At 72.6% G+C, this 21,699-nt stretch carries 18 protein-coding genes; 11 read left to right on the forward strand and 7 right to left on the reverse strand.

Features of this window, described 5'->3' with window-relative positions; genetic code table 11:
• Window positions 1–56: 56 nt before the first annotated feature.
• The 4 genes from glmU to LCG91_RS03620 are packed head-to-tail and all read left to right on the forward strand — an operon-like array spanning window position 57 to window position 3,882.
• Window positions 57–1,484 carry a bifunctional UDP-N-acetylglucosamine diphosphorylase/glucosamine-1-phosphate N-acetyltransferase GlmU gene (glmU, locus tag LCG91_RS03605; RefSeq protein WP_224442521.1) on the forward strand — a complete coding sequence of 476 codons (1,428 nt, stop codon included), beginning with the start codon at window positions 57–59 and terminating at the stop codon, window positions 1,482–1,484.
• A gap of 55 nt (window positions 1,485–1,539) precedes the next feature.
• The gene (locus LCG91_RS03610; RefSeq protein ID WP_058728951.1) at window positions 1,540–2,517 is read left to right on the forward strand and encodes a ribose-phosphate diphosphokinase; all 978 of its coding nucleotides are present in this window, start codon (window positions 1,540–1,542) and stop codon (window positions 2,515–2,517) included.
• A gap of 46 nt (window positions 2,518–2,563) precedes the next feature.
• Window positions 2,564–3,349, forward strand: coding sequence for a putative protein N(5)-glutamine methyltransferase (locus LCG91_RS03615; RefSeq protein WP_224442522.1), 786 nt, complete (start codon window positions 2,564–2,566; stop codon window positions 3,347–3,349).
• A gap of 26 nt (window positions 3,350–3,375) precedes the next feature.
• Window positions 3,376–3,882 carry a GNAT family N-acetyltransferase gene (locus LCG91_RS03620; RefSeq protein WP_224442523.1) on the forward strand — a complete coding sequence of 169 codons (507 nt, stop codon included), beginning with the start codon at window positions 3,376–3,378 and terminating at the stop codon, window positions 3,880–3,882.
• Here the strand turns inward: LCG91_RS03620 and LCG91_RS03625 are convergent.
• Entirely contained in the window at window positions 3,869–5,470 is a 1,602-nt protein-coding gene (locus LCG91_RS03625; RefSeq protein ID WP_224442524.1) for a molybdopterin-dependent oxidoreductase, read from the reverse strand. The genes LCG91_RS03620 and LCG91_RS03625 overlap by 14 nt on opposite strands.
• 167 nt (window positions 5,471–5,637) lie before the next feature.
• Here LCG91_RS03625 and LCG91_RS03630 point away from each other — a divergent pair, with 167 nt between their 5' ends.
• On the forward strand, window positions 5,638–6,324 hold the full coding sequence (locus tag LCG91_RS03630) for a hypothetical protein (RefSeq protein ID WP_224442525.1): 687 nt from the start codon (window positions 5,638–5,640) through the stop codon (window positions 6,322–6,324).
• A gap of 115 nt (window positions 6,325–6,439) precedes the next feature.
• On the opposite strand, the gene gndA is transcribed toward LCG91_RS03630, so the two are convergent.
• Entirely contained in the window at window positions 6,440–7,909 is a 1,470-nt protein-coding gene (gene gndA / locus LCG91_RS03635; RefSeq protein WP_082687415.1) for an NADP-dependent phosphogluconate dehydrogenase, read from the reverse strand.
• A 113-nt stretch (window positions 7,910–8,022) separates the two neighbouring features.
• Between gndA and LCG91_RS03640 the strand changes: the two genes are divergently transcribed.
• On the forward strand, window positions 8,023–8,562 hold the full coding sequence (locus tag LCG91_RS03640) for a gluconokinase (protein WP_224442526.1): 540 nt from the start codon (window positions 8,023–8,025) through the stop codon (window positions 8,560–8,562).
• On the opposite strand, the gene LCG91_RS03645 is transcribed toward LCG91_RS03640, so the two are convergent.
• Window positions 8,549–8,794 (reverse strand): hypothetical protein, encoded by a 246-nt coding sequence (locus LCG91_RS03645; RefSeq protein ID WP_058728948.1) that lies wholly within the window; start codon window positions 8,792–8,794, stop codon window positions 8,549–8,551. The two genes, LCG91_RS03640 and LCG91_RS03645, sit on opposite strands and share 14 nt — an antisense overlap.
• Before the next feature lie 215 nt (window positions 8,795–9,009).
• Here LCG91_RS03645 and LCG91_RS03650 point away from each other — a divergent pair, with 215 nt between their 5' ends.
• Window positions 9,010–10,467 (forward strand): sensor histidine kinase, encoded by a 1,458-nt coding sequence (locus tag LCG91_RS03650; RefSeq protein WP_224442527.1) that lies wholly within the window; start codon window positions 9,010–9,012, stop codon window positions 10,465–10,467.
• On the forward strand, window positions 10,464–11,147 hold the full coding sequence (locus LCG91_RS03655; RefSeq protein ID WP_224442528.1) for a response regulator: 684 nt from the start codon (window positions 10,464–10,466) through the stop codon (window positions 11,145–11,147). Before LCG91_RS03650 ends, LCG91_RS03655 begins: the two co-directional genes overlap by 4 nt.
• Here the strand turns inward: LCG91_RS03655 and LCG91_RS03660 are convergent, their stop codons facing one another.
• From LCG91_RS03660 to LCG91_RS03675, 4 genes are all read right to left on the reverse strand, one after another.
• Window positions 11,148–11,804: a class I SAM-dependent methyltransferase gene (locus LCG91_RS03660; protein WP_224442529.1), complete on the reverse strand. Its 657-nt coding sequence runs from the start codon at window positions 11,802–11,804 to the stop codon at window positions 11,148–11,150.
• 195 nt (window positions 11,805–11,999) lie between these two features.
• Window positions 12,000–15,332, reverse strand: a complete 3,333-nt coding sequence (locus LCG91_RS03665) for an SdrD B-like domain-containing protein (protein ID WP_224442530.1) — start codon at window positions 15,330–15,332, stop codon at window positions 12,000–12,002.
• Between the two features lie 277 nt (window positions 15,333–15,609).
• Entirely contained in the window at window positions 15,610–17,049 is a 1,440-nt protein-coding gene (gene uxaC, locus LCG91_RS03670; protein WP_224443198.1) for a glucuronate isomerase, read from the reverse strand.
• An 83-nt stretch (window positions 17,050–17,132) separates the two neighbouring features.
• Entirely contained in the window at window positions 17,133–18,173 is a 1,041-nt protein-coding gene (locus tag LCG91_RS03675; protein ID WP_224442531.1) for a LacI family DNA-binding transcriptional regulator, read from the reverse strand.
• 143 nt (window positions 18,174–18,316) lie between these two features.
• Between LCG91_RS03675 and LCG91_RS03680 the strand changes: the two genes are divergently transcribed.
• From LCG91_RS03680 to LCG91_RS03690, 3 genes are read left to right on the forward strand one after another with little or no spacing between them, the layout of a single operon-like run.
• Window positions 18,317–19,669: an ABC transporter substrate-binding protein gene (locus LCG91_RS03680; protein ID WP_224442532.1), complete on the forward strand. Its 1,353-nt coding sequence runs from the start codon at window positions 18,317–18,319 to the stop codon at window positions 19,667–19,669.
• Complete coding sequence (locus tag LCG91_RS03685; protein WP_224442533.1) at window positions 19,669–20,682, forward strand: carbohydrate ABC transporter permease; 1,014 nt, start codon at window positions 19,669–19,671, stop codon at window positions 20,680–20,682. The genes LCG91_RS03680 and LCG91_RS03685 overlap by 1 nt, the downstream gene beginning before the upstream one ends.
• Window positions 20,679–21,626 (forward strand): carbohydrate ABC transporter permease, encoded by a 948-nt coding sequence (locus LCG91_RS03690; protein ID WP_058728941.1) that lies wholly within the window; start codon window positions 20,679–20,681, stop codon window positions 21,624–21,626. Before LCG91_RS03685 ends, LCG91_RS03690 begins: the two co-directional genes overlap by 4 nt.
• The last annotated feature ends 73 nt before the right edge of the window (window positions 21,627–21,699 follow it).

The following is a 21,699-nucleotide window of genomic DNA, read 5'->3' on the forward strand; positions in this document are numbered from 1 at the left end:
TGCGCTCCCGGTGCTCGCGGAGCGCCCGGTCGGGGCGCATGCGCCAGGATGGGGGCATGACCGACCAGCGGATCGCCGTCGTCGTCCTCGCCGCCGGGCAGGGCACGCGCATGAAGTCGTCCACTCCGAAGGTGCTGCACCGCCTCGCCGGCCTGCCCCTGCTGGCGCACGTGCTGCGCACGGCGTCCTCGATCGAGCCGGAGCACGTCGCCGTCGTCGTGCGGCACGAGCGCGAGCGCGTCGCGGCCGAGGTCGCCGAGCGTGCCCCCGACGCGATCGTGGTGGACCAGGACGACGTGCCCGGCACCGGGCGTGCCGTCGAGGTCGCCGTCCAGGCCCTCCCGGCGGACTTCGACGGCTCGGTCGTGGTGCTCTCCGGCGACGTGCCGCTGCTCGACACGGCCTCCCTCCGGCGCCTCGTGGACGCACACGCGGGCAACGCCGTGACCCTGGTCAGCGCGATCGCCCCCGACCCCACCGGACTCGGCCGGGTCGTCCGCGACGCCGACGGGGCGTTCGTCCGCGTCGTCGAGCACAAGGACGCCACCGAGGACGAGCGGGCCATCACCGAGGCGAACGCCGGCATCTACGCGTTCGACGTCACCCACCTCCGCGCGGTGCTCCCGTCGCTGACCACGGCCAACGCGCAGGGCGAGAAGTACGTCACCGACGTCCCGTCGCTCGTCGCCGCCCGGGGTGGGACCATCGACGTCGTGACGCTGACCGACCCCTGGCTCGTCGCCGGCATCAACGACCGCGCCCAGCTCGCCGACGCCGCGCGTGAGCTCAACGCCCGCATCGTTCGTCGACACCAGCTCGCGGGCGTCACCGTGCAGGACCCGGCGACCACCTGGATCGACGTCGACGTCACGATCGAGCCCGACGCGGAGATCCTGCCCGGCACGCAGCTCGTCGGGGCGACGGCGGTCGCAGCGGGCGCGGTGGTCGGACCGGACACCACGCTGCGCGACACCGAGGTCGGCGTCGGCGCGGTCGTGAACCGCGTGGACGCCACCCTGGCGGTCGTCGGCGACGGTGCCACGGTCGGCCCCTTCGCCTACCTCCGACCGGGCACGATCCTGGGCGAGCGGGGCAAGATCGGCACGTTCGTCGAGACGAAGAACGCGGTAATCGGCCGCGGCAGCAAGGTCCCGCACCTGTCGTACATCGGCGACGCCGAGGTCGGCGAGGACTCGAACATCGGGGCCAACACGATCACGGCGAACTACGACGGCGTGCACAAGCACCGCACCGAGGTCGGGTCGCACGTCCGCACGGGCTCGCACAACGTGTTCGTCGCCCCGGTTAGGATTGGTGACGGGGCGTACACCGGCGCGGGTACGACCGTCCGCAAGGACGTACCGGCCGGGTCGCTGGCGATCAGCTACGCCCCGCAGCGCAACACCGACGGATGGGTCGAGGAACACCGACCCGGTTCGCCGGCGGCCGAGGCGGCTCGGCGCGCGCACGGCGAACAGATCTGACGGCGGTCGGGTCGATCGAGACGACCCCGAGCGGGTCAGGGAGTGAGCACCGCACTTGTCCGGAATCAAGACCACGGGCCAGAAACGACTCGTCCTCGTGTCGGGCCGGGCGCACCCGGAGCTCTCGGCGCAGATCGCCGAGGAACTCGGGGTCGACCTCGTCCCCACCGACGCCCGGACCTTCGCGAACGGTGAGCTCTACGCCCGCTTCGACGAGTCGGTCCGCGGCTGCGACGCCTTCGTCATCCAGTCGCACACCGCGCCGATCAACGAGTGGCTCATGGAGCAGCTCATCATGGTCGACGCCCTCAAGCGTGCGTCGGCGAAGCGCATCACCGTCGTCGCGCCCTTCTACCCCTACGCCCGCCAGGACAAGAAGGGCCGCGGCCGCGAGCCCATCTCGGCCCGGCTCGTCGCCGACCTGTTCAAGGCTGCCGGTGCCCACCGCATCATGAGCGTCGACCTGCACGCCGCACAGATCCAGGGCTTCTTCGACGGCCCGGTCGACCACCTGTTCGCGATGCCCGTCCTGCTCGAGCGGTTCCAGCAGATCCTCGACCCGGAGACCCTGACCGTCGTGTCGCCCGACATGGGTCGCGTGCGCGTCGCCGACATCTGGTCCGAGAAGCTCGGCGCTCCGCTGGCGATCATCCACAAGCGCCGCGACCCGCTCGTGCCGAACCAGGTGTCCGTGCACGAGATCGTCGGCGACGTGTCCGGCCGGGTCTGCCTGCTCGTCGACGACCTCATCGACACCGGCCGCACCATCGCCAAGGCGGCCGAGGCTCTGAAGGCGAACGGCGCGACCGGCGTCGTCGTCGCGGCGACGCACGCCGTGTTCTCCGACCCGGCGACCGAGCTGCTGCAGAGCGAGTTCATCGACCGCGTCGTGGTCACCGACACGCTGCCGCTGCCCGAGGACAAGCGGTGGGACCGCCTCGAGGTCCTGCCGATCGCGCCGCTCATCGCGCGCGCGATCCACGAGGTCTTCGACGACGGTTCCGTGACGTCGATGTTCGACGGTGCCGCGTAGCCGGACCGGCCACGTGCTCAGCGTGACCCGTCGGGGGCGCTGAGCCGTGCCTCCCGTCCACCCGGCGCGCGCCGCACTGGCCGCCCGACTGCGTTCGGCGGGCAGTGTCTTCGCCGAGGACGAGGCGGACCTGCTGCTCGAGGCCGGTGACGGCGACCCCGTGAAGCTGCGCGGGCTCGTGCAGCGACGGCTCGGCGGCGAGCCGCTCGAGGTCGTGCTCGGCTGGGCCGCCTTCGACGGGCACCGTGTCCGGGTCGCACCGGGTGTGTTCGTCCCACGGACCCGGACCACCGTCGTGGTGGAGCAGGCCGCGCGGAGGCTGCACCGCTACGACCGGGTCGTCGACCTGTGCTGCGGGGTCGGCGCGATCTCGGTGGCGTTGCTCGGCCGCGTCGGGGCGCTCGACCTGGTCGCAGCAGACGTCGACCCCGACGCGGTGGACGTCGCAGCCGAGAACATCGGTGACCGGGGGATCGTCGTCCTGGGTGACCTCTTCGCACCGTTGCCGGAGCGTCTCCGCGGAGCCGTCGACATCGTCGCGGTGAACGCGCCGTACGTGCCGTCCGGGGCACTGTCGACGATGCCGGCCGAGGCGCGGGAGCACGAGCGGCTCGTCGCACTGGACGGCGGGCCCGACGGGCTCGACGTGCACCGACGGGTGGCGGCGGGAGCGGGGGAGTGGCTCCGGCCGGGCGGCGCGGTCGTCATCGAGGTGTCGTCCGACCAGGCGCCGGTGTCGGCTGCGGTGTTCGAGGGTGCCGGCTTCACCGTGACGATCGCGTCCGACGCAGAGGTCGACGGGACGTGCATCGTGGCGGAGCTGCCCGTCTGACGCCTGCGCCGCGGTACCGTCACGGCGTGCAGTACTCGTTCACACCACCGACCGCAGCGGAGTTCCAGGCCCTGTACGACGAGACCGGGTGGGGTGCGTGGGACCTCGAGCGGTTCGACCGGGCCCTGGCCGGCAGCTGGGTGGTGTGCAGCGCGCGGGACGAGGCAGATCGTCTGGTCGGGATCGGGCGTCTCATCAGCGACGGCGCCCTGCACGCCTTCGTCACCGAGATGATCGTGTCGGAGGGCGTTCGCGGGCGGGGTGTCGGCGGCGAGGTCCTCGCTCGGCTCGTCGCCGAGGCACGACGACGCGGTGTCGAGGACGTGCAGCTCTTCGCGGCTCGGGGGCGAGCCTCCTTCTACGAACAGCACGGCTTCGTCCGCCGGCACGAGGACGGACCGGGCATGGACCTCGACCCGGTCGTCGCGACGTCGGCGACCGGTGTCCAGGGCGACGGCGGCGCGAGCGGCATCGGCGGTGGTGGCAGCGGCGACGGCGGCTGCGACGGCGGCGACCCGGTCAGCCGGCGCTGACCTGCACCGTGTGCCACCCGGTGGCGCCGTTCGGGGCCGGCGGCCGCTCGACGCTCGTCTGCACCTGGCCGTCGGCACTGACCGCCCGGACCCGGATCGTGTGCGATCCGGCGTCCGGCGTCCAGCGGACCACCCACTGCCGCCAGGTGTCTGCCGAGACGGAGTCCGCGAGCTCTGCGTCCTGCCACTCGCCGTCATCGAAGCGCACCTGCACCGCCTTGACCCCGGTGTGCGGCTGCCATGCGACGCCGGCCACGGCGACCGGCTGTCCGGCGGTCAGCGAGGCACCGCCCCGAGGGGTGTCGATCCGTGACTCGAGCTTCACCGGTCCGCGTTCCGACCAGCCGCGTGGGGTCCAGTACCCCTGGGCGTCGGCGAAGCGGGTGACCTCGAGTTCGGTGACCCACTTCGTCGCGGAGACGTAGCCGAAGAGTCCGGGGACCACCATCCGCACCGGGAAACCGTGCTCGGCGGGGAGCGGTTCCCCGTTCATCCCGATGGCCAGCAGTGCGGCCGTGCCCTCGTCCTGCAGCACGTCGAGCGGAGTCCCCGCGGAGAACCCGTCGATGCTGCGGGAGAGCACCATGTCGGCGCCGTCCTGCACCCCCGCTCGGGCGAGCAGTTCCCGGATCGGGTAGCCCAGCCACAGCGCGTTGCCGATGAGGTCGCCGCCGACCTCGTTCGACACGCAGCTGAGCGTGGCCATGTGCTCCTGCAGGGGCAGTGCGAGCAGCTCGTCCCAGGTCAGCTCGACCTCGCGGTCCACGGCGCCGTGGATGCGGAGCGACCAGTCGGCCGGATCGATCGACGGGACCCGGAGCGCCGTGTCGATGCGGTAGAAGTCGGTGTTCGGGGTGACGTAGGGCGTGATCCCGTCGACATCGAGCGACGCCCCGGAGGGGACGGCCGGAGCGGTCGTCGCGGCGCGGGGGAGTCGGACAGCGCGTCGTGCGGCCGCCGCAGCCTGCATCGCCGCCGTTCCGGCTCGCGACGCGCCGCCGACGACGATCGCCGCAGCGGCAGCCGTCGCGCTCCACACCAGGAAGGCGCGTCGTTCGGTCGCAGCGGGGCGCGGCGAGGCCGATGGCACGGCGGCCGCGGCCTCCCACCGGCGGAGTCGACGCAGGAGCACGCGGAGCACGACGATCGCTGCGGCGATCCCGAGCACCGTCGGGGCGCCGTCCCAGGTGCCGCTGCCCGAGCGGGTGGTGACGGCGACCAGCGCGAGGACCGCGCCCGCCGCGAGGACGAGCGCCCCGAACGGAGGCCGGGCACGCTCGACCACGCCCGCACCCGCGCTGATCGCTGCCGTGATGACGGCCATCAGCGCGAAGAGGGCGATCTTGTCCCCGGTTCCGAACAGCCCGACCATCACGTCCTTCGCCGCCGGGGGAGCGAGGTCGATCACGGCGGAGCCGACGGCCACGAGCGGACTGCCCGCCCCGCCGAGCAGCAGCGCGCCGAACTCGGCGACCGCCAGGAACGCGGCGATCGCGATCACACCGCACACGGCCGCGAGCAGGGCCGGACGCCGGACCCGTGTGGGAGTCGGTGCCTGCTCGGCGGTCGGTGTCGCTGTCGTGCTCACCCGTGCAGCGTAGGTCGACGTCACCGCGGAGGGGCTGACAACCGCGTGCTCGTGGACGACGAGCGTCCACTGCGGAGCTGTGCAGGGATCGTCACCCTGCCGGATTCGTCGACCGTTCACCGCTCGCGGACAGCGCGGCCGACCGGACCCGTGCGAGGATCGGGAGCGTGTTGGACCGACCAGACCGCGTGCCCCGCCGCGGTCGTGCGCGGCGGTCGCGCACCGCGTGGACGATCGAACGGCGCTTCGCGGTCCTGCGCTGGAGCATCGTCGGCATCTGGACCGCGCTCCTGGTCGGCCGGATCGTCGTGGTCTCGACCGCGCCGCAGACCGACCTGACGTTCTTCGGCATCGCCGAGCTCGTCGCGATCACCGTCGGGGTGGCCGGCGTCGTCCTCGCCGTCGTGCGCGCCCGGGCGATCCGCCGTCGTCGTGCGGACGAGGCGCTCGCGCTCGCGATCCGCCGCATCGACCCGACCGTCTGGCTGGTCCCGGCAGCGCCGACACCGGAGCTGCGGCAGGACGTGCAGCGTGCCCGACCCGAGGCCACGCTGGGCGAGCGGGTGACCTGGGCGTTCGGAGCGACCGAGGCGTCGCTGTGGGAGCTCGAGGAGCGCCGGGCGACCCGGCTGCTCGTGATCCGCTGGAGCCGGATGGTGCACATCGGCGTCGAGGACGTCCTGGGGGAGCGGAACGCCAGCGCCGTGGCCGTGCACTACGTCCGCCCGGACGACACCGCCGCCGTCGCGACCTTCTTCGTCCGCTCGTCCCCCGGGTCCCGTCGACTGCTCGGACGTGGACCCCGGCTCGAGCGGCTCGTCGCCGACCTGGCGAGGGAGCGCATCGTCGCCTGACCTGCAGCCGACGGCCGCCGGCGGGAGCGCGGGCGGTGGATCGGACCGCCGGGTACGCAGCGGGCCCCGTCGATCGACGGGGCCCGCTGCGCGGTCGGGTCAGTGCGTGGTCGGGTCAGTGCGTGGAGGGTTCCTGCTCGACCTCGCGGCGGCCGTCCTCCGACCACAGCGTGTGGAAGGTGCCGTCCTTGTCGACGCGCTGGTAGGTGTGCGCGCCGAAGAAGTCGCGCTGCCCCTGGATGAGCGCCGCCGGCAGGCGGTCCGAGGCGAGCGAGTCGAAGTACGCGAGCGCGGACGAGAACCCCGGGGCGGGGATGCCCGACGCCGCGGCGATGCCGACGATGCGGCGCCAGGCTGCCTCGCCCTCGGCGACGGCGTCGGCGAAGTACGGGTCGACCAGCAGGCTCTCGAGCGAGGGGTTCTTGTCGTACGCCTCGACGATGCGGTTCAGGAACTGGGCGCGGATGATGCAACCGCCGCGCCAGATCTTCGCGATGTCGCCCAGGTTGATGTCCCAGTCGTACTCCTTCGCCCCGGCGATGATGAGGTCGAAGCCCTGCGCGTACGCGACGACCTTCGACGCGTACAGCGCCGCGCGGACGTCGTCCTCGAAGGTGTCGGGCACGTCGACGACGTCCGGACGGCTCGTGACCGAGCGCTGCACGGCGGCGCGCTGCGTGGGCTTCGAGGACACCGCGCGGGCGAAGACCGCCTCTCCGATACCGGAGACGGGGATCCCGAGGCCGACCGCGTTCTGCACGGTCCAGACGCCGGTGCCCTTGGAGCCGGCCTCGTCGCGGATGACGTCGACGAGCGGCTTGCCGGTGTCGGCGTCCTGCTGCTTGAGGACCTCGCCCGTGATCTCGATCAGGTACGACTCGAGGTCGCCCTCGTTCCACTTCTCGTAGATCTGCACGAGCTCGTCGACCGAGTGTCCGCCGGCGCGACGGAGCAGGTCGTAGGACTCGGCGATGAGCTGCATGTCCGCGTACTCGATGCCGTTGTGGACCATCTTGACGAAGTGGCCGGCGCCGTCGGTGCCGATGTGCGTCACGCACGGTTCGCCCTCCGCCACGGCGGCGATCGACTTCAGGATCGGTCCGAGGGTCTCCCACGCCTCGTCCGAGCCGCCGGGCATGATCGACGGGCCCTTCAGCGCGCCCTCCTCGCCGCCCGAGATGCCGGTTCCGACGAAGTTCAGGCCCTTCTCGCGCAGGTCGTGCTCGCGGCGGATGGTGTCGTGGAAGTTCGCGTTGCCGCCGTCGACGATGATGTCGCCTTCCTCGAAGCGGTCGGCGAGCTGCTCGATCACGGCGTCGGTGCCCTTGCCGGCCTGCACCATGATGATCGCGGTGCGCGGCTTCGACAGCGAGGCGACGAAGCCGTCGATGTCCTCGGACGCGATGAACCCCATGTCGCCGTGCTCGTCCATGAGCTCCTGGGTCCGTGCGTAGGTGCGGTTGTAGACCGCGACCGTGTTGCCCTCGCGCGACGCGAGGTTGCGGGCCAGGTTCGAGCCCATCACCGCCAGACCGACGACACCGATGTTCGCCGTGCCGCCGTCGTGCTGTTCGTTGTCCGCCACCTGAGTCTCCTTCGTCCTGACGTGTCGCGGCCCACCGTACGACCGACACCTTGGGTCGGCACGGGTGTGCCGGCAACTGGGGACGGGAAGCGGACGACCCGTAGTGTGGAGGGATGACCGACCACGACGTCCTCCCGCCCGTGCTCGTGATGGGTGTCTCCGGCTCGGGCAAGTCCACGATCGGCCAGGCGCTCGCGGACGCCCTCGCCGAGCAGGGCCAGCCGAGCGCGTTCGTGGACGCCGACGACCTGCACCCGGCCGCCAACAAGGAGAAGATGCGGCAGGGCACGCCGCTGACCGACGAGGACCGCTGGCCCTGGCTGGACGCCTGCGCGGCGCGCATCGCCGAGGTGCAGGCGTCCGGGCACCGGTGCGTGATGGCGAACTCCGCGCTGAAGCGGGTCTACCGCGACCGGCTCCGCAGCTCGGCGCCCGATCTGGTCATCGCGTTCCTCGACGGGTCGTACGACCTCATCGCCGAGCGCCAGTCGCACCGGCACCACGAGTACATGCCGTCGTCGCTGCTCGACTCGCAGTTCGCCACCCTCGAGCGGCCGCAGCCCGACGAGACCGCCGTCGCCGTGTCGATCGAGGGATCGGTCGACGACACCGTGGCGACGATCACGTCGGCGCTGTCGGTCACTTCCGGCTGAGCTCCGCGAGCCGCGAGCGGTACTCGTCCGCGTCGATGTCGCCGCGCGCGAACCGGTCGGCGAGGACCGCCCTGGCGTCGGACCGCGCGCGCCAGCCGCCGCGGCGCAGGACGCCGAACACGACGGCGACGGCCAGGAGCACGAGCAGGAAGAACGCCGGGAACAGGAAGAAGGGCGGGCCGCCGTGCCCGTACGGGCCGACGGCTGCGATGGTCGAGAGAGCGGTGTGCACGGTTGCCTCCTGTGCGGATCGTGCCGCCCGGTCGGGCGACGTTCCAAGCGTCCGGCCTGGAGGCTCGTCCCGCGTCCGCCACGAGGGCCCACTCCCGCCTGCTCCCGCAGCCGTAGCGCCGTCCCTCCTGCACACCCGGCTACTCCCCGGGGAGTAGTCCACAGCTCCTGCCACGGCCCGATGCCGTCGTGTCCGGCCGACCCTAGGCTCGGACCATGCACCGCACTCCCACCGCCTCCGCCGAGGCGACCGACGACCAGCGGGACGGCGTCCGCCGCTTCGCCCGGGTCGGTCGGGTGCTGCCGGTCGCACTCGTGCAGATCGCGGGGACGTTGCTGGCGGCGCGCTTGCCGAGCGGTCCGGCCGACGGTTCCACCGTCGGCCCTCACGGCGGCCCGCCGTGGGCGTCCCACGTCCTCGGGTCCTCGATCGCGGACCCGGCGTTCCCGGGTCCGCTCGCGGTCGTGCTGCTCGTCGCCGGGGTGCTCGTCCTCCCGTGGCGGTGGCGGTGGCCGACGGCCGTCCTGCTGGTCACCCTCGCGACGACGATCGGCTACGCCCTGCTGGTCAGCCCTCGAGGACCGTTCGTGGCCGCGCTGACGATGGCCGCGGTGAACGCGTGGCTCCGTGGGCGCCGCACCATCACGGGGATAGCGCTCGGGGTGGCGGTCGCCGTGCTGCCGACCGCCGACGAGTTCCTCGGACGGACACCCGCGCGGGACCTCGACGCGGTGTTCCTCGCCGTGGCGTGGGCCGTCGTGACGTTGGCCGTCGCAGAGCTCGTCCGGGTCCGACTCGAGCGCGTCGCGGAACGTCGTCGCCGACGTGCGGCTGCGGAGCGGGACCGTGCGCGTGACGAGCGCGTCCGCATCGCCCGGGAACTCCACGACTCCGTCGCGCACAGCATGTCGCTCATCAACCTGCAGGCGGGCGTGGCGCTCCACCTGGGGTCCGAGCTCCCCGAGCAGACACGCAGCTCGCTCGCCGACATCCGCGACACCAGCCGCGAGGCCCTGGTCGAGCTCCGGACGATCCTCGGGGTCCTGCGGTCGGTCGACGGACCCCGAGACCCCGATGCGGACGGGTCGCGTGACGCGGGAAGCGAGTCGCGCGACAGCGGGTCGCGCGACAGCGGGTCGTCGCAGGATGCGTCGTCCCACCGAGGATCCGTCGTCGGGGCGATGCCTCCCGCCGCTCCGGAGCGCAACCCCGTGCCCGGACTCGACCGCCTGGCCGACCTGGTCGAACGGGCACGTGCAGCCGGTGTGGACGTCACGGCCGACGTCGAGGGCGACCTCGCGCAGCTGGACCGCACCGTCGACCGCTCAGCGTTCCGCATCGTGCAGGAGTCCCTGACGAACGTGATGAAGCACGCTCCCGAGCACCGTGCGCGCATCGCCGTGCGAGTCGAGCCGGACGTCCTCGAGCTGACGGTGCAGGACACCCCCTCCCCGGGGCGCACTGTGACCGCGGATCGGCCGACGCCGCTGCTCGGTCCGTCGGGCAACGGCGTCATCGGGATGCGCGAGCGAGCGACGTCCGTCGGCGGCACCCTGTCCGCCGGACCGACGCCCGACGGGGGATGGCGCGTCGCCGCTCGACTGCCGTCGGCTGCGGCTGCGGCTGCGGCTGCGTCCCCGTCCCGTCTGGCCGAGACCGAGGAGCGACCGTGACCCCCGCCGATGACCCGATCCGCGTCGTGCTCGTGGACGACCAGGTGCTCATCCGCGCCGGGTTGCGGGCACTGGTCGACGCCGAACCCGGCATGACCGTGGTGGGTGAGGCCGGTGACGGCGACGAAGCCGTCGCGACCGTTCGACGGGAACGCCCCGACGTCGTGCTGATGGACATCCGCATGCCGGGGACGGACGGACTGGTCGCGACGCAGCGCATCTCGGCCGATGCGGACCTCGACGGCGTGCACGTGGTGATCCTCACGACCTTCGAGGAGGACTCGTACGTGTTCGAGGCGATCCGCGGCGGTGCGGCCGGGTTCCTCGTCAAGGACACCGAACCCGCTGAACTGCTCCGCGCGGTCCGCACGGTGCACGCGGGGGAGTCCCTGCTGTCGCCGGGGCCGACCAGGTCCCTGGTCGCCGCCTACGCGACGCACGCCAAGCCGTCGGCACTGGCCCCCGCGCTCGACGTGCTCACCGAACGCGAGCGTCAGGTGATGCAGCTCGTCGCCCTCGGCCTGACCAACACGGAGATCGCCGAGCGGCTCTTCATCAGTCCGATGACCACCAAGACCCACGTCTCGCGCGCCATGATCAAGCTCGGCGCCCGGGACCGCGCCCAGCTCGTGGTCTTCGCCTACGAGACGGGTCTCGTGACGCCGGGGTGGCAGCCGTGATCAGGATCGGTGCGCGACGACGGCAGCGTGGGGACGCGCACCGAGGTCGGTCCGTCGGTGCACCGCGTCGACCGTGAAGCCGGCGTTCTGCAGCACGGGGACCATCCGCTCGACGGGCCAGCGGTACGCCGTCGTCACCGCGTGGTCGAACGGCTCGAGGGTCGGCCCCTCGAAGAACCCGACGAGCAGCGATCCGCCCGGGGCGAGGATGCGGTGGACCTCGGCGAGCGCCGCCGGGACCTCGTTCGGTTCGTGGTGCACGAGCGAGTACCAGGAGAGCACACCGCCGACAGCGCCGTCGGGCAGGCCGATCGACTCCATGGTCCCGCGTCGGAAGTCGACCTCGGGAGCAGCAGCACGAGCGAGTGCGCCGAACCGTGGGACGGGCTCGATGCCCGTGACCAGGTGACCGCGACGGTGGAGGTGCGCGGTCCAGTGTCCGGGGCCGCACCCCGCGTCGAGCAGCGGCCCGGGTGTCGCATCCGCCCATGCTTCGACGAGCGCCCGGTCCTCGGCGTGGACGGCGCTCATCGATCCGAGGACCTCGGCGTACTCGTCCGCTCGATCTCCGTAGGCGGCCACGACGTGGTCGACGCCGTGGGGCGGTGCGCCCGCCGCGTTCGTTGCGCTTGCCGCGGTCGTCCATGGGTGCTGCACAGCTCGACGGTACCGACGGGCACCGACGTGACCGCACCGACGTGCCCACACTGACGTGGCCGCGCCGACGTGGCCGCGCCGCCCCATCGGTCCCGACCTGTCGAGTCCGCGCTCGACCCCGGGCCGGGCACACGACGGCGAGGTCGGGCCGCCCGGCAGCGACCCGACTCCGCCGTGCGCGGTGTCCGACCGACGTCAGTCGGACGACGCCCGGGACCGACGACGGCCCAGCAGCAGGGTCAGCCCGGGCACGAGGAGCGCGAGCGCCAGGGCCACGGCGGCACCGACGGTCGTGCCCGTCCAGGCGAGCCGCCCAGCCGTCGGAGCGTCCGCCGCTGCAGGAGCTGCGTCTCCGCCGCCCGTCGACGTGTCGCCTCCGCTTCCGGAGGTTCCGCCGGCACCGTCGTCGGCACTGCCCGGGTCGCCCGGGTCGCCTCCGGGTCCGGGATCCGACCCGCCGTCGTCACCGCCGTCGCCCCCGTCTCCGGGACCTGCAGCGACCAGTCCGGCGTCGACGGTCGTGTCCCGGCGCACCCCCTCGAGCGCACCGGTCGCGCTCCTGACCCGATCGATCGCGACCGGCGCGGTCTCGCCGTCCGGACCGGCGTCGGAGTCGAGCGCCGGATCGTCACCGACGTGCTCCTCGGTGATGTGCGTGCCGTCGGGCGCCGTGAAGCGCACGCGGTAGTCGCCTGGACGCAGCCCGTCGAACCGGTACTCGCCCTGCTCGTCGGTGGTCGTCCGGCGCTCGACCTCGTCACCGCGGTCGTCCGTCCCGGAGAGCGCGACGGGGACACCGCCGACACCGGGCTCGTCGTCGTCCTGCAGACCATCGTCGTTCCGGTCGTCCCAGACCCGGTCGCCGATCGCTCCGGCGACGACCCGGACGGTCGAGGGGTTGGACTGCACCGGCAGCGCGAGATCGGCCGTCCTGAGTCCGAAGCGGTTCACGTAGCGGTCGCCGTCGTGCTCTCCACTCGTCGCGAGGGTGAGCCGGTGCGTGACCGTGTCACCGGCCGCGACCGGCGCCCGCCGTTCGACCCGGACCGCGGTCACCTGCGCGAGCGCGTCCGGGCAGCCGCTCGCCCCGAACTCGTCCTCGGTGCACCACCGGGTCGCTCCGCCGGACTGGTTGCTCGGGTCTGCGCCGTCCAGGGAGACATCGGCGGAATCGGCGTCGGTGTACCGCACGACCTCGTCCCCGGCGGGGTCCGTGGCGACCGGCTCCGCGAGACCGACGCTGCCGTGGAAGTCCGAACCCCGTGTGTCACCTCGGTGCGGCAGCACGTCGATCAGGTCGAGGCCGCTGATCGGGGTGTCGTCGGTGTTCGTGACGTCGAGGTCCCACTCGGGGCGGTCGCCGGTCACGACGACGGGAGCCGGTGTGCGCTTCTCGACCCCGACACCGCCGGTGGTCACGACCTCGAGTCCGCGCTGGGCGGTGCGCCAGCGTTCGTCGGACCGGTCGGCCGGTGACGCGACGGTCACGGTGTTGGTGATGCGCCCACCCGGAGCCGAACGGTCGACCCGCGCCGAGTAGGTGATCGGGGCGATGCGGCTGTTCGGGTCGACGTCGTGCAGGGTCCAGGTCAGGCGCTGGTGCTGCTGGCCGTCCTCGCCCTGCACGGTGTCGACCTCCGGCGTGACGGAGGCGCTGTCCTCGACGTAGGACGTGTGCGGCGGCAGGACGTCGCGGACGGTGACGGTGGTCGGGCGTCCGTCGGCGAAGCCGTTCGTCAGGGTCGGTCGCAGCGCGTAGTCGACGGTGTTCCCGGGCACGACCGCGCTCGTCAGGTCAGGGGTGTCCGCGGCATCGTGCCCGGGGTCGACGACCACCTTGCCGACGCGGACCAGGTCCTCGGTGAGGACCACGCTGTCGGCCAGCCCGCCGGCGGCGAGCTCGGGGTCCTGCTGGTCGTGCACCCACCCGGGCTGGTGGTCCCCGAAGCGGGCGTGTCCGAAGTCCCGCGCTCGGGTCCCGTCGGGAGCCCGCTCGGTCGTCACGGTGGAGTACAGGCCGGCGGAGGCACCGCCGGCCAGGTCACCGGTCACGCGGACCGCGCCGACCGCGGCGGCTCCGCCCGGGACGTCCGCCGGGTCGTCGTACCAGGGGCCGTCGTCGTCGTCGCACGTGCGCACCTGTCCCGCGGCGGGTGACACCATGTCGTACGCGGCGAACTGCACTCGGGCGTGTGCGAAGCCGCTCGCCCAGGCGGGTGCTCGCCCGTCGACCGCCGTCAGACGCTGCGTGCGACGGTCGAACGTGTCGCACAGGGCCGCGTCGCGGAAGGGCGCGAGCCCGGGGTTCGACATGGTGACGTCACTGCGGAGCCGCGCGCCGGCGGTGGCCCACGGGTCACCGTCCTTCGCCGATCCCGCGACCACGCTCGTGCCGTCGCTGCCGAGTCGCCAGAGTCGCTTGCCCGCGGTGCCCGGTCCGAGTTCGACGAGGTTCCGCCGCGCGCTGTTGTCGGTGGTCGGTTCCGTACCGCCCGTGAAGTTCGGCGTCCCGCCGACGGACGTCGTCTGCAGCGGCGTGAAGGTGTTCACCGACTCGACGGACGTCGGGGCGGACGGCGTGGGCATCCACAGCGCGATCCACCCGCTCACGACGTACGGCTTCGCGCCGCCGCTGATCGGGCCGCCGCCGATGTTCCGCACGGGCATCCGCGCGGCGTCCGTCACGGCGCCGGCGATCGTCACGTCGACGTCCCCGCCCGGCTCCGCCTGCGTGCAGGTGATGGTGCCGGAGTCGACCACGGCGCGGTCGCCTCCGCCGCGGCCACCCGGCAGACCGCCGAACCGCACACCGTCCTCGCCGTTCCGGCCGCAGGCGGGTCGACCGCCGTTCCACAGCACCGCGTGCGAGGGACGGTCCCCGAGCAGGTGGGACAGGTCGTCGGCGAAGTGCATGGCCCCCGTGCTCCGTTCGAAGCCGAGCAGGCCCTGTCCGGGGACGGGGGACTGCCAGTCGACGGTCATCGGGTAGATCAGCTGCACCCCGGGGCTGCCGTCCGGGCCGGGGACGTCGGTGCGCAGGGTCGAGCCGACCACGGCCTTGCTGAGGTTGTACCGCGGCGCTGCCGACACCACGGTCGTGGCCGAGGTGACCGGTGCGGTCGGTCCGGCGTCGTCCGCGGAGGCGGTGCCGGTCACGGCGATCCGGTCGCCGTTCTCCAGGTCGCCGGAGAGGTCGAGCACGGCGGGGACGGCGACGGCGTGCCCGGACGCGACGTCGCCGAGGTCACAGGTGAGCCGCTGGCCCTCGACCCCGGACCCGGAGCCGGTGCACGCGAGCGGGACGCCCGCCCAGCTCGTACCCGTCGGGGCGTCGAGCACGAAGCGCTCGTGGTGCGCGGTGCCGTCGCCGGCGTTCACGGTGACGCGGTAGGTCACGGCGTCGCGGGTCCGGACCACGCCGTTCGTGGGACCCCGGTCGGCGCCGGGACCGTCCTCGGGGGTGAAGGGGCCGTGGCCGTCGGCAGCGACCTCGACGGCCAGGCCGACCACCGACTCCGGTGCGGGCACCGCAGCGACAGCACCGGTCGGCCCGAGCAGGACGGCGGGGACCGCCAGGGCGACCGCACCCAGCGCACCGCCCGCGCGGCGGGATCGGTCGCGACGGACCGACGGGCCACGACGAGCGGACGGATGACGAGGGTTCGGTGAGGGGTGGTGTTCTGGCGACGGACGACGAGACACGGTGCTCCTCGGTCGGGATGAGGGTGGACGACGGACGCCCTACCCTGTGCCACCGCTGCCCGCACTGCCCAACACTCGGAATGTCACATACGAACGACCCCGATCACAGCTTGAACGTGGCCCGCGGGATGTCCGACACGATCCGTCGCGCGGTGTGCACCGCGTCCTCCTCACCGAGCTGGTGCGTCACCACGAGCGACGCCAGGTAGGCCGCGTCGGCCCGACGGGCCATGTCGTGCCGGGCCGGGATCGAGCAGTACGCCCTGGTGTCGTCGATGAACCCGGAGGTCTTCGTGAACCCGGCCGAGTCCGTCACCGCCGCCCGGTACCGCCCGATCGCCGCCGGGGTGTCGATGAACCACCACGGGGCTCCCGCGTACACCGCCGGGTAGAAGCCGGCGAGCGGCCCGATCTCCCGCGAGAACACCGTCTCGTCCACCGTGAAGAGCACGAGGTGGAAGCCCGGTGTGGTCCCGAAGGCCTCGAGCAGCGGGCGGAGCGGTTCGGTGAACGCGCCGACCGCGGGCAGGTCGTGTCCGGTGTCCGGGCCGAAGCGCTCGAGCGTGGGCGCGTGGTGGTTCCGGACCACCCCCGGGTGCAGCTGCATGACGAGGCCGTCCTCGACGCTCATCTCGGCCCACCGGAAGAGCATGTCGTGACGGTAGGCGACGGCCTCGGCCGCGGTGACACCCGACGGCCCCTGCTGCGCCGCCGCGTGGATGCGCGCGCGCTCCGTCGCGGACAGCGGCGTCGACCCCGCGTCGAGCACCCCGGTGTCGGTCGCGGTCGCACCGTGCTCGATGAAGTACCGGCGCCGGTCCCGCAGTGCTGCCAGCAGCCCGTCGTGGGTGCCCGTGTCGATGCCGGACGCCTCGCCGATCGACGCGACCACGCGCCTCCAGTCCGGACGCGACGGGTCGAACACGGCGTCGGCGCGGAACGTGGGGAGCACCCGCCCGGTGAAGGACGGGTCGGCGGCGAGCCGCGCGTGCGCGGCGAGGTCGTCGGCGGGACCGTCGGTGGTGGCGAGGACCTCGATGCCGAAGGAGTCGAACAACGCGCGGGGGCGGAGTGCCGGCGTCGCCAACGCCGCGGCGATGCGGTCGTACTGCTCGTCGGCGTTGGTGGCCGACGGGTGCTCGGTCAGGCCGAAGACGTCGTACAGCTCCGTCTCGAACCAGTAGCGGACCGGCGTGCCGGCGAAGTCGTCCCAGTGCTCGGCGAGGCGGCGCCAGACCTCGCGCCCGTCGGGGAGCGGGTGCGCGCCAGAGTGGTCGGGGCGTCCGAGGTCCTGCAGCCCGACGCCGTTCGCGTGCAGGAGGCGCAGGACGTAGTGGTCCGGTGTCACCAGCAGCGCGGCGGGGTCCGGGAAGGGCTGGTCGTCCGCGATGAGCGCCGCGTCGACGTGCCCGTGCGGCGAGATGATCGGCAGGTCGCGGACCGCGTCGTACACCGTGCGCGCGACGGCGCGGGCGCCCGGGTCGGCCGGGAACAGCCGGTCGGGGTGCGGTGCGAGCGGCGTGGTGGTGCTGGTGGAGGACATCATCGGCTCCTTCGGGCGGGACGGGCGGGACGGGCGAGGCGAGGCGGGACGGGCGGCGTGGGGTCGGACGGGCGCGGTCGGCGTCAGCGCGGGTGCGCGGGCGCCGGTCCCGTCGACCCCCGGACGGTCAGGTGGGTGGGCAGCGCGACGGCGCCGGACGCGTGCTCGCCCGGCACCTCGTCAGCGGGCAGGGCGTCGAGCCGTCCGAGCAGCATCCGGATCGCCACCCGTCCGGCACGCTCGATCGGCGAGGTCATCGTGGTGAGCGGCGGGTTGCAGAAGTCGGCACCGAAGATGTCGTCGCATCCGACGACGCTCATGTCCTCCGGCACCCGGATGCCGCGCTCCCGGAGTCGGGTGAGCATCCCGATCGCGATGAGGTCGTTGAACGCGATGCAGGCCGTCGCACCGGCGTGCACGGCGGCGTCGGCGGCCGCTGCTCCCGAGTCCACGAACGGTGCGTGCGGACCGATCCGGGCGACCCGCACCCCCAGGCGCTTCGCGACGCGCACGAGGGCCCGCCACCGCCGCTCGTTCGACCACGAGCTGTCCGGCCCGGCGACGTACAGCACGTCGCGGTGTCCGAGGGAGACGAGGTGCTGCACGGCCTGCTCGACGCCGCCGGGGGTGTCGATGAGCACCGACGGCACCCCGGGCGGGCGCCGGTTCACGACGACGAGCGGCGTGCGCTCGGCGAACCGGGCGATCTGCGCGTCGGACAGGCGGGATGCGGTGAGCACGGCGCCGTCGGCCTTGCCGGCGACGGCGCTGAGCGCGGCGACCTCGGCCTCGGCGGACTCCTCGGTGTCGACGAGCAGCTGCGTCCACCCGGCGGCGGAGAGCTGGTGCTGCGTGCCGCGGATGACGTCGAAGTAGAACGGGTTCGTGATGTCGGACACCAGGACGGCGACCGCCCGGGTGCGCCCGGAGGTCAGTGCCCGGGCCTGCGAGTTCGGGACGTAGCCGAGCTCCCGCGCTGCCTGCTGGATCCGCTGCTGCGTCGCGTGGTTGACGCGGTCCGGCAGCGACAGCGCGCGCGAGACGGTGGACGGCGCCACCCCCGTGGCGTCGGCGATGTCCCGGATGGTCACCCGCCGCGAGGTGTCCGTGTCTGCGCTGCTCACGAGGCGAAGCTAGGCCGGGTTGGCAACAAGTGGCAACCGGTTGCCGGTTGTTGCCACGGACGGGACAGTGGTGGCACGTCGGCAGCGCAGCCGCCGTCCCGGGCACCGTCGCCCGGGGGAGATGTCGAGGAGGACACCCCCGCATGAGCACAGGAAGACGCAGGACCCGCGTCCTGGTCGGTGCCGCCGTCGTCGCCGTCGCCGCCCTCTCGCTGCAGGGCTGCGCGATCGTGGACGGCAGCGGCGACGACCCGGACACCCTCCGCGTGATGATGGGCGCGGACACGACCTACCCGAAGGAGCGGGCGCAGTGGCAGCGGGAGACCGCCGCCGAGTTCGAGCGCACCACGGGTGCCGACATCCAGTGGGAGACCTACTCGACCCCGCAAGAGGAACTGACCGCGATCCAGACCAGCGTCATCTCCGGGCAGGGTCCCGACGTGTACGCGATCGGGACGACCTTCACCCCAACGGCCTACGCCACCGGCGCCTTCGTCGAGATGGGCGCGGAGCAGTGGGACGCGGTCGGCGGCAAGGACCAGTTCGCACCGGCGTCGCTCGGCATCTCCGGACCGAGCACGTCGAAGCAGATCGGGATCCCGTTCGCCAGTCGGCCGTTCGTGATGGCCGTGAACACCGAACTCCTCGCACGCGCCGGGATCACCGACCTGCCGACCACGTGGGACCAGCTCACCGAGGACGCCCGGAAGACCACCGGTGACGGCACCTACGGCATGGCGATCGCCTACGCCGACGGCTTCGACCCGTGGAAGTTCGTGTGGGGCATGGCGCAGAACGCCGGCAACACGATCGTCGACGGCGGGAAGGCCGAGATCGACGCCCCCGCGGTCGAGCAGGCCTACCGCACCTACTTCGACTGGGTGACGAAGGACGGCGTGGTCGACCCCGCGGCGATCGGCTGGAACAACCCGCAGGCCCTCGCGCAGTTCGCCGACGGCAAGGCCGCGTTCTTCCCGATGACGACGACGACGTCGCTCAACTCGCTGAAGGGCTCCGCCGTGGACGGCAAGTTCGAGTACGCCCTGCTGCCGACCGTGCCGCCGGGTGCGACCGAGCGCCCCGCCGACGGCATCGAGGCGGCGAGCATCCTGTCCGGGGACAACCTCGTCGTCGCCGACTACGGCTCGAAGCAGGACCTGTCGTTCGCGTTCGTGAAGCAGGTGTCGTCGCCCGAGGCGCAGGAACGCTACTTCGAGCTGTTCGGGCAGCTGCCGACGAACACCGTCGCCGCCGACCGCATCGCCGAGCAGAACCCCGACCTCGCCCCCATCGTCCGCGCCGGCGAACTGTCGAAGCCCACCGCCTTCACCGGCGCGTGGTCGGACGTGCAGCTCTCGCTCGTCGACGTCGTCGTGCAGTCGATCCCGTCGTTGAAGAGCGGCGAGGTCAGCGACGACCAGCTCCGGAAGCGCCTCGCAGCGGCGCAGCGGGACGCCCAGGCAACGCTCGACCGCCAGAAGAACGGAGGGCTGTGATGACCACCACCCAGGCCCGGCCCCGCCAGGAGACCCCGCGCGAGGTCCGCCCGCACGGGAAGACCCCGCTGTACAAGCGCGAACGTCCGCTCTGGATGCTCCTGCCCGGCGGCGTCCTCATGCTCGCCGTCATCGTCGTCCCGCTGCTCGTCGGCGTGTACATCGCGATGCTCGACCTCGACCAGTACACCCTCCGCCAGTGGTTCAGCGCCCCCTTCGTCGGGTTCGCGAACTTCGCCGAGGCCTTCACCGACTCGCCGCTCCTGCACTCGATCTGGATCTCGGTGTCCCTGTCGGTGCTCGTCACCGCGGTGACCGTGCCGATCGGTGTCGCCGCAGCGGTCTCGACGCAGAACCGGTTCCCCGGTCGCGGACTCGTCCGGTCGATCTACCTCGTGCCCTACGTGCTGCCGGCGTTCGTCGTCGGGACGTTCTTCCGCACGATGCTCCAGCCGCAGGGCGTGGTGAACACCGTGCTCGGCACCGACGTCCTCTGGCTGAACGGCTCCGCGTCGTACTGGGCGCTCGCGGGCGTCATGGTGTGGACGAGCTGGCCGTTCGTCTACCTGCTCTCGCTCGCCGGGCTGCAGGCGGTCGACAACGAGGTGCACGAGGCGGCGGCACTCGACGGTGTCACGTGGTGGGCGAAGCTCCGGTACATCGTCTTCCCGTACCTGCGCGGCCCGCTGAGCCTGGCGATCATCATCTCGATCCTGCACAACATCAACAACTTCACGCTGCCGTTCGTGCTGTTCGGGAACCCGCTCCCGTCGAGCGTCGAGGTGATGCCCGTCCTGACGTACATCGCGAGCTTCCAGTCGTTCCGCTTCGGCCTGTCCGCGGCGATGGCGATCTGCTCGCTGGTGATCGTCGCGATCCCGCTCTTCGTCTACCTGCGGGCGGTCAAGCTCGACACCGGCGACGACGCGGGCCCCACCCGGAAGCAGCGGCGCGCCGACCGCGCCGTGCTCGCCGCCCCGGCCGCCGCCGACATCGAGGGAGCGCGCGCATGAGCGCCTTCAGCCAGACCCGCACCCGCCCCACCGCGACGCTCACCGAGAGCATCACCGCCGGCGGCGCGAAACGCCCGAAGCGTCCCTACGACACCGACGTCACCCGGCTGCTGCCCCGGTGGCTGCTGGTGACCGTGATCGTGCTGCTCGTCGCGTTCATCGCCGTCCCGGTGCTCTACATCCTGTTCGGCTCGGTGAACTCGGACGTCGCGGTCGCACGCGGCGAGTACTTCCCGTCCGAGTTCACGCTGTCGAACTACGTCGCCATCTGGGACACGGTCGCGCTCGGGCAGGGCCTGGTGAACTCGCTGCTCACCGCCGGCGCCGTCGCCGTCGCGAGTGCCGCCCTCGCCGTGTCCACCGCGTACGTGCTCGTCCGGTTCCGGTTCCTCGGCCGCCTGACGATCCTCCGGGGGCTGCTCGCCCTGCAGTCGATCCCCGGCACGCTGCTGCTCCTGCCCGTCTTCGTCGTCTTCGCGAACATCGCGAGTGCGACGGGCGTCCAGGTCATCGGGACCCGCTGGGGCCTCTTCGTCACCTACCTGACGTTCGCCCTGCCGTTCTCGACGTGGGTCATGGTCACCTACCTGCGGGGCCTGCCCAAGGAGCTCGAGGAGGCGGCACGCATCGACGGCGCCTCGAGCACCCGCATCCTGCGGAGCGTCGTGCTGCCGCTCTCGTGGCCCGGCATCGTGGTCTCGGCGATCTTCGCCTTCCTGCTCGGCTGGAACGACGTGCTCTTCAGCACGATCATGACGACCCCGAACACCCGCACGGTCGCCGTGGTGCTGCAGGTGCTCGGCACCGCCCAGGAGGGCGGCGCCGTCCCGATCTACGGCCAGATGATGGCTGCCTCGATCGTCTGCGCCGTCCCCGTCGTGGCGCTCTACCTGATCTTCCAGCGCTACCTGGTCGGCGGGCTGACCGCCGGCTCCGTCAAGTGACGACGAACGCAACCACACGACGGACGGGAGGCGCGGTGCCGGCCCGCCACGCGCCTCCCGTCCGAAAAGGAAG

Source organism: Curtobacterium sp. TXMA1, assembly GCF_020162095.1.
GTDB lineage: Bacteria > Actinomycetota > Actinomycetes > Actinomycetales > Microbacteriaceae > Curtobacterium.

Coding starts and splice junctions, on each gene's coding strand:
- LCG91_RS03640 (WP_224442526.1), top strand. CDS start 8,023: ATGACCGACCACGACGTCCTCCCGCCCGTGCTCGTGATGGGTGTCTCC.
- LCG91_RS03680 (WP_224442532.1), top strand. CDS start 18,317: ATGAGCACAGGAAGACGCAGGACCCGCGTCCTGGTCGGTGCCGCCGTC.
- LCG91_RS03690 (WP_058728941.1), top strand. CDS start 20,679: ATGAGCGCCTTCAGCCAGACCCGCACCCGCCCCACCGCGACGCTCACC.
- uxaC (WP_224443198.1), bottom strand. CDS start 17,049: ATGTCCTCCACCAGCACCACCACGCCGCTCGCACCGCACCCCGACCGG.
- LCG91_RS03650 (WP_224442527.1), top strand. CDS start 9,010: ATGCACCGCACTCCCACCGCCTCCGCCGAGGCGACCGACGACCAGCGG.
- glmU (WP_224442521.1), top strand. CDS start 57: ATGACCGACCAGCGGATCGCCGTCGTCGTCCTCGCCGCCGGGCAGGGC.
- LCG91_RS03685 (WP_224442533.1), top strand. CDS start 19,669: ATGACCACCACCCAGGCCCGGCCCCGCCAGGAGACCCCGCGCGAGGTC.